Annotated in this window: 7 protein-coding genes and 1 riboswitch; of the genes, 2 read left to right on the top strand and 5 right to left on the bottom strand. The window is 66.3% G+C overall.

Annotated elements, in window-relative coordinates; translation table 11 throughout:
- Window positions 1–10: 10 nt before the first annotated feature.
- Complete coding sequence (locus GR158_RS07265) at window positions 11–6,799, top strand: S-layer family protein (protein WP_160870543.1); 6,789 nt, start codon at window positions 11–13, stop codon at window positions 6,797–6,799.
- Between the two features lie 68 nt (window positions 6,800–6,867).
- On the opposite strand, the gene aguB is transcribed toward GR158_RS07265, so the two are convergent.
- The 4 genes from aguB to GR158_RS07245 form a co-directional block, all read right to left on the bottom strand.
- Window positions 6,868–7,746, bottom strand: a complete 879-nt coding sequence (gene aguB / locus GR158_RS07260) for an N-carbamoylputrescine amidase (RefSeq protein WP_160870542.1) — start codon at window positions 7,744–7,746, stop codon at window positions 6,868–6,870.
- A 124-nt stretch (window positions 7,747–7,870) separates the two neighbouring features.
- Window positions 7,871–9,595, bottom strand: coding sequence for a biotin carboxylase N-terminal domain-containing protein (locus GR158_RS07255; RefSeq protein WP_160870541.1), 1,725 nt, complete (start codon window positions 9,593–9,595; stop codon window positions 7,871–7,873).
- A 10-nt stretch (window positions 9,596–9,605) separates the two neighbouring features.
- Window positions 9,606–11,198 (bottom strand): 5-oxoprolinase/urea amidolyase family protein, encoded by a 1,593-nt coding sequence (locus GR158_RS07250; protein WP_160870540.1) that lies wholly within the window; start codon window positions 11,196–11,198, stop codon window positions 9,606–9,608.
- A gap of 50 nt (window positions 11,199–11,248) precedes the next feature.
- The gene (locus GR158_RS07245) at window positions 11,249–12,016 is read right to left on the bottom strand and encodes a LamB/YcsF family protein (RefSeq protein ID WP_160870539.1); all 768 of its coding nucleotides are present in this window, start codon (window positions 12,014–12,016) and stop codon (window positions 11,249–11,251) included.
- A gap of 118 nt (window positions 12,017–12,134) precedes the next feature.
- Here GR158_RS07245 and GR158_RS07240 point away from each other — a divergent pair, with 118 nt between their 5' ends.
- Complete coding sequence (locus tag GR158_RS07240) at window positions 12,135–12,797, top strand: GntR family transcriptional regulator (protein WP_160870538.1); 663 nt, start codon at window positions 12,135–12,137, stop codon at window positions 12,795–12,797.
- Between the two features lie 108 nt (window positions 12,798–12,905).
- Here GR158_RS07240 and GR158_RS07235 read toward each other — a convergent pair whose 3' ends face one another.
- Window positions 12,906–13,955: a D-alanyl-D-alanine carboxypeptidase family protein gene (locus GR158_RS07235; protein WP_160870537.1), complete on the bottom strand. Its 1,050-nt coding sequence runs from the start codon at window positions 13,953–13,955 to the stop codon at window positions 12,906–12,908.
- A gap of 190 nt (window positions 13,956–14,145) precedes the next feature.
- A riboswitch (cobalamin riboswitch) is annotated at window positions 14,146–14,374 on the top strand.
- The last annotated feature ends 98 nt before the right edge of the window (window positions 14,375–14,472 follow it).

Raw genomic sequence — 14,472 nt, 5'->3', positions numbered from 1 at the left:
GGTTTTGCTCATGACGTCGGTCGTTTCATCGCTCACCATCAACCAGATCCGGCAGCTGAAGCCGGATGTGATCCGGGAGTGGACGACGGAAGACGTGGCCTCGCTTTCGACTGGCCAGCTGGGCGCGCTTTCCTCCGCGCAAGTCGCCGCGCTGGAAGCGGAAGACATCGGCGTGCTGGGCGCGCGCATCAGCGCGATCTCACGCGGCGCCATTCTCGGCCTGTCGCTGGAACATATCGGCGTCCTCGAGAAATTCGCGATCGAAAGCCTGACGACCGGTCAGGTCGGCGCGCTGTCGACAGCCCAGCTCGGTGCCTTGACGAGCGAACAGGCCGAGGCCTTGACGCCCGGCCAGATCAACATGCTGAGCGCCGCGCAACTCGCCGCGCTCGGTCCTGAGGAAGTCGCGACCTTCTCCGCCGAGGACATGGCGGCGATCAGCTACAAGTCGGTTCAGGGGCTCAGCCCCGCGGCAATCGCCGCGCTCTCCACCGACCAGATCGCATCGCTTACGCCCCTTTCGCTGGCCGGGCTCACATCCGCGCAGGCCGCGGCGCTCACTGCGGAGCAGATCGAGGCGCTTTCCGTCGAGCAGGTCGCCCTTCTGAAACCCGCTCAGATCGCAGCACTCGGCCCGGATGCCATCCAGGCATTCTCCACCGAGCAGATTGCCGCGCTCAATACCGGCGCGGTCGGCGGCCTGACGACCTCACAGATCAAGCTTCTGGACACCGATCGGATCGAGGCCTTCACGACGGCGCAGGTCCGGGCGCTCACCGCCCAGCAGCTCGCCGCCATCGGCCCGGCCGGCATCGTCACCTTCTCTCCCGCCGACATGGCCGCGATCTCGGCCAAGTCGATCGCCGGCTTGAGCCCGGACATGATCGCCGCGCTGGACGGCGAGCAGATCGCGGCCCTCGACCCGAAAACCATTGCAGGCATGACGGCCGCCCAGGCCGCGGCACTCACGCCCGATCAGATCGGCGAGTTTACCCCCGCGCAGGCCCGCGCCCTGACCGCAACCCACCTCGGCGCCTTCTCGGCCGAAAGCCTTGCGGCACTGTCGAGCGAAAGCATCGCCGCCCTGTCGAACCAGGCGATCAAGGGTATCAGCACGACCGCAATCGCAGGGCTGGACGGCGAAGTCGCGACGCTCGTGGAGTCGCTGAGCGCAAGCCAGATCAGCGCGCTCGACGCAAAACAGATCACGGCCCTCGGCGCGCAAGGTCTGCGCTGGTTCACGCCCGCCCAGATAGCCGCCATAAGCCCGGCAGGCGTCAAGGGACTGACGGCGGATCAGATCGCCGAGCTCGATAGCGATCAGGCCGCAGCCTTCACGCCCGGCCAGATCAAGCTCTTCGCGGCGAACCAGATCGGCGCGTTCGACAGTCTTTCCATCGCCGCCTTCTCGCTGGAAGATATCGCGGCCATCGCCGGCAACGCCATCGGCGGTCTCAGCACGGATGCTATCGAAGGCCTGACGCCGGCGCAGATCGCAGCCCTCAGCCCGAAGGCCATCGCCGGCCTGACCGCACAGCAGATCGCGGCCCTTTCGCCCGAACAGGCAGCGGCTCTCACGCCCGCCCAGGTGAAGGCGATGACGCCGACCCAGGTTGGCGCACTTTCGCCCGAAGCCATTGCCGCTTTCTCTCCAGCCAAGATCGCGGCCATTCCGACCAACGCCATCGGCAGCCTGAGCAAGGAAACGCTCGCAGCTCTCGACAGCGCCCAGATCGCGGCCATGACGGGCGCGCAGATCGGTGCGCTGAAGCCTGCCCAGGTCGCCGTGCTCGATGTCGAGGTCCTTTCGCCGGCCCAGATCCGCTTCATGACCGCGCAGCAGCTGGCGGCGCTCAGCGCCGAAGCGCTGTCGACCTTCTCTGCCGAAGACATGGCCGCCATCACCAACAAGGCGATCACCGGCATCAGCAGCGCCGCAATCGCCGGTCTGCCGGCCGGCCACATCGCCGCGCTCAGCACCGCCGTCCTTGCCAGCCTGACCACGACGCAGATGCGCGGCGTCACGAGCGAACAGCTGCTTGCGCTGTCCACCGGACAGATTGCCGGCCTCAATGCGGGGCAGATCTCCGCCATTTCGTCCAGTGCGCTGCTCGAACTTTCGCCTGCACAGTTCGGCGCCATAAACGGCAAGGCGGTGGCTGGTCTTTCCACATCAGCGCTCGCGGCCCTGTCGACGGACCAGATCGCCTCGCTCAGCTCGGGTGTCATCGCCGGGTTGACCACGCAACAGATCGCGGCCCTCAGCCCGGGCCAGATCGAGGCACTCACGCCGACCCAGGTCCGCGCCTTGAGTGCCAAACAGCTGACCGTGCTTGGTTCGGCCGGCATCGCAACCTTCTCGACCGACGACATCGCAGCAATCAACGCGAAGGCGATACCCGGACTGTCCAGCTCTGCCTTCGCCGAACTGACATCCAGCCAACTCGCCGCCCTCACCACCGCACAGATCGCCGCCCTGCTTCCCGCGCAGATCAGCGCCGCCAGCGAAGGCTTCTTTGCCGGGCTGACACCCGCGCAGGTCGCCGTCCTCGGCACGGGGATCATCGCCAGCCTCAAGCCCGAGCAGATCGAGGCCATGACGACCGCGCAGGTCGAGGCGCTCACGCCGACCCAGGTCCGCGTCATGAACTCCGCGCAACTTGCCGCGCTCGGGCCCGAGGAACTCGCAACGTTCTCGACCGCCGATATCGCGGCGATCAGCAACAAGGCCATATCAGGCCTGACGGCCAGTGCGCTGGCCGGCCTCACCACGGAGCAGACGGTGGCCCTCAGCCGCTCGGCGCTTTCAGGCCTCACCGCCGAGCAGGTCGAAGCCCTGTCGACGGCCCAGATCGGCGCGCTCACAACGACGCAGATCGGCGGGCTCACCTCCGCACAGATCGCAGCACTCGAACTCCAGGACCTCCAGGCCCTGACGCCCGCGCAGATAACGGCGATCGGCGGCAGCGCCCTCAAGGGGCTCGGCACGGACCTCCTGGCGGGCCTGTCTTCGGCCCAGCTTGCCGCGCTCACCACCAGCGCCGTCGCGAGCCTAACCAGCGTCCAGGTGGAGGCCCTGACATCCCAGCAGATCGGCCTGCTGTCCTCCAGCCAGGTCAAGGCGCTGACATCCGCACAGCTGGGCGCGCTCGGCAGCAATGTATCGGCCCTCACCCCCGCCCAGATCGCCAGCCTCAGCGCCGCCGCCATTGCGGGTCTCGCGACCGACCAGATTTCCGCCTTGCAATCGGGTCAGTTGGCCGCGCTGACGCCAGCCCAGATCGGTTCGCTGTCTTCGAGCCAGGTCGCGGCACTGGGCAGCGACAACCTGGCCAACCTGACGACAGCGCAGATCGCCGCCATCAGCGCGGGCGGCATTTCCGGCCTGACGTCAGCCCAGATCAATGCGCTCGGTGCCGGGCAGATCGCGGCGCTCACCGCCAAGCAGATGGCGGGCCTGACCTCGACGCAGATCCCGGCCTTCAGCACCGCAAAGATCGCAGCGCTCACCACGGCGCAGATTGCCGGTCTCAATGCCGGCAGCATCTCCGGTTTCACGACCCAGCAGCTCGCCGTGCTGAACATCGCCCAGGCAGAGGCCCTGACGAGCGCGCAGGTGGGAACGCTGAGCTCCGAACAGATCGCGCAGTTCGGCACCGACAGCATCGCCGCCTTCTCCACGAAGGACATCTCGATGATCACGGCGGGCGCCATCGCCGGCCTCACCACCGCAACCCTTGCCTCGCTTTCGACGGCACAGATCGCCGCGCTCAGCCCCGCAGCTGTCGGCGCGCTCAGCACACGCCAGATCGATGCCCTGAGCAGCGGACAGGTACAGGCACTGACCCGCACGCAGATTGCCGCGATGAGCTCGGCGCAGATCGCCGCGCTCGGCCCTGACGACATCGCCACCTTCTCCGTCCAGGAAATGGGCGCGATCAGCGCGGGCGCGATGGCCGGCCTTTCGACGGACGCGCTCGGCGCGCTTTCGATGGCGCAGATCGCAGGCCTCAGCACGGCCGGCATCAGCGGCATGACGACGAAGCAGATTTCCGCGCTGAGCCTGGCACAGGCGGAGGCGCTTTCCACCACGCAAATCGGCAGCCTGTCCTCCACGCAGCTTGCCGCCTTCACGACGGACAAGATCGCCACCTTCACGACGCGCGAGATCGCCGCCATCGGCGCAACGGCCGTCGGCGGCCTTTCAAGCGACATCATAGCCTCGCTTTCGACGGCCCATATCGCGGCGCTGAGCACAGCGGCGATCAGCGGGCTGCAGCCGCGCCAGATCGCGGCCTTGACCAGCACGCAGCTCGATGCGCTGCGGCCGGACCAGGTGCGCATCCTCGATGCGCGCCAGATCGCCTCGCTCGGGCCGGAATATATCGCGTCGCTGACGCCCGCGCAGATCGCCGCCCTTGGCACTGCTGCCATTGCGGGCCTTTCGACCGAACAGGTCGCCGCACTTTCGACGGCCCAGGCCGAAGCGTTGGCGCCGGCGCAGATCGCAGCCTTCACCTCCCGCCAGATCGCGGCGCTGAGTGCCGAACAGCTCGACACCTTCTCGCTGGCCGACATGGCGGCCATCAGTTCCACCGCCATGGCCGGCCTGTCGACAGGTATGCTGGCGTCGCTCTCCACGGGCCAGATCGCAGCTCTTGGCCCCGCCGGGCTTTCGGGAATGACCAGCGCGCAGATCGGCGCCCTCAGCCCCGCGCAGCTCGAAGCCCTGACAACGGCGCAGATCGGTGCTCTCGGCTCCCGGCAGATCGCCGCACTGACGCCGCAGAACCTTGCAGGCTTCTCGTCTGCGCAGATCGCCGCGCTCAGCGCCGGCGCGATCCCGGGCCTCACCGCGGCGCAGATCGCCGGCCTCTCCAGCGCACAGGCCGAGGCGCTCACCAGCGCGCAGATCGCGGCGCTCGGATCTGCCCAGATCTCCGCCTTCAGCGCCGAGAATATCGGCACCTTCACGACGGCCGAGATCGCGTCTATCGGCTCATGGGCTGTCGCCGGGTTGCCGACGGCCGTTATCGCGGCCCTTCCGGCAGGCCACATCGCCGCCCTCAACGCGGCGGGCCTTACCGCCGCGCAGGTATCTTCGCTCAGCGCCAGCCAGTTCGAAGCCCTGACAAATCTTCAGCTCGCCGCGCTCGGCTCCACGCAGATTGCGGCCTTCGGCACGGCGGGCATTGCCGCGCTTTCGCCCGCGCAGATCGCCGCTCTCAGCACGGCCGCCGTCGCAGCCCTCAGCACCGCACAGATCGGCGCGCTCTCGACCGGGCAGGCCGAGGCGCTGACGCCGACACAGGTCGGTGCGCTGACCTCACAGCAGATCGCGGCCTTCAGTGCTGACGATCTCTCGCTTTTCTCGACGGCCGATATCGCCGCACTCGGCTCGCGGGCCGTCCTCGGCCTGTCGACCGCCACGCTGGCGACGCTTACCACAGCCCAGATCGCCGCTCTCAGCACGGCCGGCATCTCCGGCCTGTCGAGCGCGCAGATCAATGCCCTCACCGAGGAGCAGATCGAGGCCTTGACCGCCACACAGATCGGTGCGCTCTCCTCCAAGCAGATCGCCGTCCTCGATGCCGCCGACATCGCCTTGTTCACCACGGCGGAAATCGCCGCCATCGGCTCGGCGGCCATTGCGGGCCTGGCGGCGGCCATCATCGCCGGTTTCTCGCCCGAACAGATTTCGGCGATCAGCCCCGCCGGCATCGGTGGCCTTTCCACAAGCCAGATTGCCGCGCTCGGCTCGACGCAGATCACCGGTCTTTCCACCCAGCAGATCGCAGCCCTCGGCTCCAAGCAGATCGCAGCCCTCGGCGCAGCCGATATCGCGGCACTTACCCCCGGCCAGCTTGCCGCCATCAGCCCTGCCGGTCTTGCCGGGCTCACTGGCCCGCAGGCCGCAGGCCTGAGCTTCGAACAGGCCGAAGCCCTGTCCGCCAGCCAGATTGCGGCGCTCGGTTCCGCCGCACTCGGCAGCCTGTCGAGTGCGGCCCTTGATACGCTTTCGACGGACAAGCTCGCCGCCATCGGATCGGCGGCCATCAAGGGCCTGCCGTCCTCATATCTGGCGACGCTGGAAACCGCCGAAATCGCCGCGTTGAGCACAGGCGCCATTTCCGGCCTCAGCAGCGCGCAGGTCGCCGCGCTCTCGACGCAACAGGTCGAGGCCTTGTCGGCAGCGCAGATCGCCGCCCTCAGCTCGCCCGGCACGGCCGGCCTGACGCCCGCGCATATGGAAACCATCTCGACGGAAGAACTGGCGTCGATGAGTTCGTCGGCGATAAGGGGCCTGACGACGGCCGTCATCGGCGCGCTGTCGACCGAAAGCGTGGCAGCCTTGCGCAAGGAGCAGATCGCCGCCCTCACCTACGGCCAGATGGGCGCCATGAGCACCAGCCAGGTCGCGACCCTCTCGACGGAGCAGGCCGGCGCGCTGACCGCCACGCAGACGGCAGCACTTGGCCCGGCAGCCCTCGCGGCCTTCCCGATCGACAACATCGTCGCGCTGGGGACCAACGCCATCTCGGGTCTGAGCACGGCGGCGCTTGCCGGGCTGACGCCGGAGCAGGCGAATGCCTTCACCCCCGGCCAGCTCGCCGCAATGAGCCAGTCGCAGATCGACGCGCTGCCGCGTGGGCCGGGGGCCTCGCCGTCTAGCTTCCGCACCGCTGCGGAAGACACCGGCGCGCCGCAGGATATCCAGTCCCAACCCGAGACGGCGGTTGAAACGGGCGGCCAGCAGGACGATATCGCGGCCTTCATCTCTTCCTATCTGGAAGTCTGAGCTTTACGCATACGAAAAGAGCCGAACGTCTCGTCCGGCTCTGTGTCATCTCCTCTTGGCGGTCGACGTTACGAGACCGCATGGCCGTCCAGTGTCGCCAAATGCCTGTAGAGCTCCGGCCGCCTGTCGCGGAACACGCCCCAGGATCGGCGCTGATGATCGATGGCGTCGAGATCGAATGTGGCGGTCAGCACCGTTTCCGTCTCCCGATCCGCCTCGGCGACCTTCGCGCCCGTGGCGTCAGCGATGAAGGACGAGCCGTAGAAGGTGATCTTCGTGCCGTGACGGCCTTCTTCCGTGCCGATGCGGTTCGAGGCAATGAGCGGCATGAGGTTGGCGCCGGCGTGTCCCTGCATCACACGCTGCCAGTGCGCACTGGAATCCAGCATGGGATCGTGGGGTTCGGAGCCGATGGCCGTCGGGTAAAGCAGGATTTCTGCCCCCTGCAGGGCCATGGAGCGTGCGGATTCAGGGAACCATTGATCCCAGCAGATGCCGACACCGATGCGACCGGCGCGCGTATCCCACACCTTGAAACCGGTGTTCCCCGGCGAGAAATAGAACTTCTCGGTATAGCCGGGTCCGTCCGGAATGTGGCTTTTGCGGTAGTTGCCGAGGACGCTGCCATCGGCATCGATAATGGCCACGCTGTTGAAATGGGATTGGCCGGCACGCTCGAAGTAACTGATCGGCAGCACGACGCCGAGTTCGGCGGCAAGCTTGGCAAAACGCGCGATCAGCGTGTTGCCCTCGAAGGGCTGCGCCAGCGAAAAGAAATCGTGGATCTGGTCCTGGCAGAAATAGGGTGCCGCAAAGAGCTCCTGGATCAGCACGAGGTCGGCGCCTTTGTCCCTCGCGTCACGGACAAGCTGCTCGGCCCGCTCGATATTGGCCTTCTCGTCCCAGATACAGGCCATCTGGGTGGCCGCGACCGTCACATTGCGCATCTGCCGATTTCCTTTGCTCGACGCCATTCTGTGCGGACAGCGCCAATGCAATTTCGCAGCGCTCCGCGCGCGCATTTAGGCAGGCCCGCGTTCCTCCGGTCAATGAGTCATTTGGGGCGTGTCGTCATGGCTCATAGATCAGCAGTGTATCACCGGCGTTGACATAGCCGCCCTCCTCCACCCGCCGGCGCAGACGACCGGCGCGGGCCGCGAAGACCTGCGTTTCCATCTTCATCGCCTCCATCACGGCGACAAGGTCGCCTTCTGCTACCTCCGCACCGTCTGCAACCCGGAAGGCCTGGAGGGTGCCGGAGACCGGCGCAATGATCGCGTCTTCGGTCGGAGTTGCTTTCGCAGCGGATGTCGGGCCTTGTCCCGCCCCTCCCAGACCGGCAAGCAGCATGGTCGGCAAGGCCAGCGCGACGCGTCGGCCGTCGATTTCCACATGGGTGCGGATCAGCGCCGGGTCGGCGGCCGGTTCAGGCCGCGCGGCGGCTTCCGGCATGGCCGCGAAATCCGTCTCGATCCAGCGCGTGTGGACCTTGAAGCCGTCGGTGCCGATGAAATCCGCGGTCTCGATGGCCGCGCGGTGGAACGGCAGGACGGTGGCGACGCCCTCGATGCGGAACTCCCGCAAGGCGCGGCGCGCGCGGCGCAACGCCTCCTCGCGCGTGGCACCCGTCACCACCAGCTTGGCCATGAGGGAATCGAAGACGCCGGGGATGGAGGCGCCATTCGCTACGCCGCTGTCGAGCCGCACGCCCGGGCCCGACGGCGGCTCGAAGACGGTGATCGTGCCCGGCGTCGGCAGGAAGCCACGACCGGGATCCTCGGCATTGATGCGGAACTCGATGGCGTGACCGCGCGGCACAGGCGTTTCAAGGACGGATAGGCGCTCGCCGTCTGCAATGCGGAACTGTTCGACGACGAGATCGATGCCGGTCGTTTCTTCCGTGACGGGGTGCTCGACCTGGAGGCGGGTGTTCACCTCGAGAAATGAGATAGTGCCGTCCACGCCGAGCAGGAACTCCACCGTCCCGGCGCCGGTGTAGCCGGCCGCAGCGCAGATCGCCTTCGCCGCCGTATGGATCGTTTCGCGCTGTCGTGAGGTCAGGAAAGGGGCCGGTGCTTCCTCCACGAGCTTCTGGTTTCGCCGTTGCAGCGAGCAGTCGCGGGTGCCGAGCACCACCACATTGCCATGCCTGTCGGCAATGACCTGCGCCTCGACGTGGCGCGGGCGATCGAGGAACCGCTCGAGGAAACACTCGCCCCGGCCGAAAGCGGCCGTTGCCTCGCGCACGGCCGATTCGTAGAGATCAGCAATCTCGTCCATCTTCCAGGCGACCTTGAGACCTCTGCCGCCGCCGCCGTGCGCCGCCTTTATGGCGACAGGCAATCCATGCTGCTTGGCAAACGCAATGACCTCGGCAGAGGACGAAACCGGACCATCGCTGCCGGCCACGAGGGGCGCTCCGACTTGAGCGGCGATCCGGCGCGCCTCGACCTTGTCGCCGAGCGCCTCGATGACCTCGGGGTCGGGGCCGATCCAGGTGAGGCCCGCCTCCAGCACGGCGCGCGCGAACTCCGCCCGCTCCGAGAGGAAGCCATAACCGGGATGCACGGCATCCGCCCCGGAACGCCGGGCGATGGCGATCAGCTTTTCGATATCGAGATAGGTTTCGGCCGGCCGCACCCCATCGAGGCCGTAGGCCTCGTCGGCCTGGCGCACGAAGAGCGCATCCGCGTCCGGGTCCGCGTAGACGGCGACCGATTGCAGGCCGTAGTCGCGGCAGGCCCGCACGATCCGGACAGCGATTTCCCCGCGATTGGCGATCAGGACTTTCTTCACGGCATGTCTCCTAACGGGTCCCGGCAATGTCGGCAAAAGGGCCGAGCGGACGGAAACGGATCTTCGCATTGACGGGGATCTGCCCCGCCAGATCGAGATGGTGGTCGGCGACGGCCCCGATCACCGGATAACCGCCCGTCAGCGGATGGTCGGCGAGAAACAGCACCGGCTGGCCGCTATGCGGAACCTGGATCGCACCGGTCGCCGTGCCTTCGCTCGGCAGCTCGGCGCTATCCCTGCGTTCCAGCGGCACGTCGCCGGCCAGGCGGATACCGATGCGGTTGGATTGCGGGGTGACCTGCCAGAGCTGGTTCGTCAGCGTTTCCAACCCCTGTTGGGTGAACCAGTCGGTGCGTGGCCCAAGCACGACATCGAGCGTGACGACATCATCGGCACCCGGCAGATCGAAGGCGGCAGTCTCGTCGAGCGCGACGCTCGAAAGCCCCGCTGTCTCCTGCTTCAGCGCCAGCACGGAGCCGGCCATGACAACGGGAGGTCCAACCGCGGCGAGCGTATCGGTCGCAGCACTGCCCAGCACCGGCGCCACCTCGAAACCGCCCCTGACCGCCAGGTAGGTACGCATGCCCCTGCGCGGATGACCGATGGTCACGATATCGCCGGGCTCCAGCGCGATCGGTGCATAGGTTTGGCACTCCCGGCTCATACCCGCATGATCGCGTACGGTCACCGATACGGTTGCGCCGGCGAACGCGATCACCGCTCGCGCATTACAGGCGAAACTGAAGCCGCCGAGCGTGAGTTCCAGTGCCGGCGTGTTCACGGGATTGCCAACCACGCGATTGACGGCGTTGAAGGCCGAACGGTCCAGCGCGCCGGAGGCAGACACGCCCTGCCCCGTCTGGCCGAAGCGGCCGAGGTCCTGGAAAACAGCAGGGATCGGCGCGGCCAGCACGCTGAACTGCGGCCCCTCGGTGCGTCCAACCGGTACGGGGCGCGGGAGCGGTCCGGGAACATCGATGGACCCGCCGGCCGCATCCATATCGCGGAACCGGACGCGGTATCCGGGCTGCAACAGAGCACCCGGTTCGCGATCGATGTCCCACATTCTGACGGGTGTCTTGCCGATGATCTGCCAGCCGCCCGGGCTCTCCTGCGGATAGACGCCGCTGAAAGCGCCGGCAATCGCGACGGAACCGGCGGGAACGCGGGTGCGCGGGCTCTTGCGGCGCGGCACATGCAGCGCCGGATCGCCGCCGACCAGATAGCCGAATCCCGGCGCGAAACCGCAGAAGGCGACGGTGAACTCGCTCCCGGTGTGCCGGCGGATGACCTCCGCGACGCTGAGACCCGTCAGTTCCGCGACATCGGCAAGGTCTTCGCCATCATAGTGCACAGGGATCTCGACCAGATGCCGGGACGGTTCGATGCGGGCCGACAGATCGCGCCGGCCGACCTGTTCGGCAAGCGCCGCCGGAGAAATCACCTCGGGCCGGAAACGGATCATCAGCGTACGGGCGGCCGGCACCATCTCCTCGACGCCGTCGATCGGCTCAGCCTGCAATGCCGCGAAGAGTGCGAGCGTCTCGTCGAGATCGGCAAGTTCGACGAGAACCGTGGTCAGGCTGACGGGGAGAACGCGCATCGGAGCCTCGCGAAGGCGATGTTTCAGGACAGTCCCGGCGAGGACGACGTTCAGGCCGGTTCGGCAAAGGAACGGATGGCAATGCCTTCCGCCTCGAAACGACGCCGGATCTCACGCGCGATGGCAACGGCGCCCGGGCTGTCGCCGTGCACGCAGATCGACTGCGCCTCGATCTGGATCGTGCTGCCGTCGATGGCCTGAAGCGTTCCGCCGCGGGCAAGCTGCACCATCCGGTTTGCGATGACGGTCTCATCATGCAGAACCGAGCCGGCTTCGCGACGCGAGACCAGTTCGCCCTTCGGCGTATAGGCTCGGTCGGCAAAGGCCTCGGCAACGACGGAAAGGCCCGCGCGTCGGGCGAGATCAAGGATCGGGGCATTGGCGAGCCCCATCAGGATGAGCGAGGGATCGACCGCAAGAATGCCATCGATCACCGCCTGCCCCTGCCCGGCATCGTAGGCAATGCGATTGTAAAGCGCTCCGTGCGGCTTCACATAGCGGACCGTCGTCCCCGCCGCCGCCGCGATGCCCTTCAGCGCGCCGATCTGGTAGATGACGTCGGCGGCCAGGTCTTCCGTGGTGATATCGAGATCGCGCCGTCCGAATCCGACGCGATCAGGGTAGGAAACATGGGCGCCGACCACCGCACCATTCGCGGCGGCAGCCTTCACCGTGCGATAGATGCCGGCGGGATCGCCCGCGTGGAACCCGCAGGCGATATTGGCGGAGGAGACGATGGCAAGCATCGCAGCGTCGTCACCCATGCGCCAAGCGCCGTAGCCCTCGCCGAGATCGCTGTTGAGATCCATCGCCGTCATGTTCCCTCCATGGGTATCTTTCAGATATGGAGACTTTACATGAAAGAACAAAAACATCAATATTGTTCAACAATCAATCCTTAGTGAAGAGCGACATGATGGGGCGAGGAAACACGCAATGACAGAGGATGGACCGGGCCTGCCGCTTGCCGACCGCCTGGCGCGGCGTATTCGCGCACTGCTGATCGCCGGAGAGCTTTCGCCCGGCCAGCGCCTGTCCGAGGCAGCATTCAGCGAGCGCTTCGACGTATCGCGCAATTCGCTGCGCGAGGCGTTCCGCCTGCTGACCAAGGACGGCCTTCTGCGCCACGAGGCCAACCGCGGCGTCTTCGTCGCGGTCCCGACCATGGCCTCCGTCATCGACATATACCGCGTGCGGCGCATGCTGGAATGTGCTGCCCTGCGCCAGGCCTGGCATCAGCATGCGGCCATCGGGGCGATGCGCGATGCGGTCGCCGAAGGACGCGAGCGGCGCGACGCCGGTGACTGGACGGGCGTCGGCAGCGCGAATATGACCTTCCACGCCGCCATCATCGATCTCGCGGACAGCACGCGCATCAGCGAATTCTACGAGCGCATATCAGCGGAATTGCGGCTCTGTTTCGGGCTGCTGAAAGACCCGGCGCACCTGCACGCGCCCTTCGTGGACATGAACGGCGAGATCGCGACGCTGCTTGAACAGAACAAGCGCGAAGAGGCCGCCGCGCAGCTCGATGCCTACCTCAACCTGGCGGAACGGACGATGCTGAAGACGCTGGAGCGCGCCTCCGAGCCATCATGACGCCGGACTAGAGCATTTCCAGCCGAAGCGAATTCGCTTTGGCGTCGGATAATGCGGTAAAACAAAACCTAAAGCATTTCCGGTGAACCAGAGTTCACCGGAAATGCTTTAGGACGGCCGGCGTGCCGGTATCGGCACATCCACGGCCGTATCGTCCGCCCATGTGCTGATGGTGTGAACCTCGCCTTTCGTCTCGCCCTGCAGATAACTCTCGTGGCCGGGCAGCCCCATCGGGTAGAGCGCGTCGCGGCTTGCCTCGTAGGCTGCGCTCTGATCGGTGCAGAGGCGAACGCGCATGTCCTGCGGGGCGACATCCTTGCGGTTCGCCAGGTCCTCTACGCGTGTCCCGCCGGAAAGCCGCCCCTCGAAGGCCTGGGTCATGTATTGGGCGGAGCGTTCGTTGCGCTCACGCTCTGTCGTCGCCCCCAGAATGACCACCATCACCCGCTTGCCGTTTCGCGCGGCGAGCCCGACGATATTGCGGCCGGATGCGCACAGGAAGCCCGTCTTCATCCCCGTCGTGCCCGGATAGCGGGTCAGCAGCAGATTGTTGGACTTGATCTCCTTGCCGTCGATGGTGACCGACGACGCGAGGAAGAAGCGTCGGTATTCGGGAAACTGCCGATCCACTTCCATGCCGAGGATCGCGAGGTCCCGTGCAGTCGTATAGTTGGTCTTGTCGAACAGACCGTTCGGGTTGGCGAAATGGGTGCCGGTCAACCCCAGACGCGCCGCCGCGTCATTCATGCGCTTGACGAAGGCGGCCTCGTTGGGCGCGACCGTCTCGGCGACGGCGACAGCGACGTCGTTGGCAGAGGCGGTGATCATGGCGAAAAGCGCATCCTCGAGCGTCATCGCCCGGCCGAAGGTCAGCCCGGATTCGAGGAACGCCTGCTTGGTCGCGTTGCGCGTCATGGTCACGGGCGTCGTCAGCGTCACCTCGCCCGCCTTCAGCGCTTCGAACGTCACGAAGGCCGACATCAGCTTGGTCGTCGACGCCGGATACCACGGCACGCCGGCATCCTCCTCGTACAGCACCTGATGGCTATCGGGATCGACGACGAGAACGGGCGTGGCACTGGCGGCGCTCGCCATGAACAAGGACGCCGCCACTACCAGACATTTCCACGCTCGCCCGAGCACCGTGCTTTCCGCCATGTATTCGTCTCCAGAAATCAAGCTATTCTAATGGCATGGCATCGCCTTGAAGGGCAAGATGCCGATGCGACGCACGCTCGCGCAGCAGGCGAAGCCATCCATCGCGGCCTGCATACGTCCCGTTTTCGACGAAGACGCGGCAGTGTCTTTTGCAAGCGAGCATCTGCGCCTTGACGCGGGTATGGGCGCATCATAAGGGGAATGCGACGGTTCCCGGAAGACGACTCCGAAGGGATTAATAGGGAACACGGTGCGGACGACCCAAAAGGGACCAAGACCGTGGCTGCCCCCGCAACTGTAAGCGGATTGTCGACCATCCCCGGGCCTTAAGGGCCATGCCACTGCGAAACATCGCGGGAAGGCAGATGAGCGACAGACATCCGTGAGCCAGGAGACCTGCCGTCGAACACGATCCAATCAACCGGGCGGGGATGCCTGGAAAGGAGCAGTATGTCTGACCTGAACCTTCTCCGTATGACGGCATCCATCCGCCTCGATTGGGCTTTCCGCGCGAGCT

This window comes from Shinella sp. AETb1-6 (assembly GCF_009826875.1).
GTDB classification, from domain to species: Bacteria; Pseudomonadota; Alphaproteobacteria; order Rhizobiales; family Rhizobiaceae; genus Shinella; species Shinella sumterensis.
Note: the sequence above shows the minus strand (reverse complement) of the source record. Positions and strands in the feature narration are given on the sequence as shown.

Coding starts and splice junctions, on each gene's coding strand:
- GR158_RS07265 (WP_160870543.1), top strand. CDS start 11: ATGACGTCGGTCGTTTCATCGCTCACCATCAACCAGATCCGGCAGCTG.
- GR158_RS07245 (WP_160870539.1), bottom strand. CDS start 12,016: ATGACGGCGATGGATCTCAACAGCGATCTCGGCGAGGGCTACGGCGCT.
- GR158_RS07250 (WP_160870540.1), bottom strand. CDS start 11,198: ATGCGCGTTCTCCCCGTCAGCCTGACCACGGTTCTCGTCGAACTTGCC.
- GR158_RS07235 (WP_160870537.1), bottom strand. CDS start 13,955: ATGGCGGAAAGCACGGTGCTCGGGCGAGCGTGGAAATGTCTGGTAGTG.
- GR158_RS07240 (WP_160870538.1), top strand. CDS start 12,135: ATGACAGAGGATGGACCGGGCCTGCCGCTTGCCGACCGCCTGGCGCGG.
- aguB (WP_160870542.1), bottom strand. CDS start 7,746: ATGCGCAATGTGACGGTCGCGGCCACCCAGATGGCCTGTATCTGGGAC.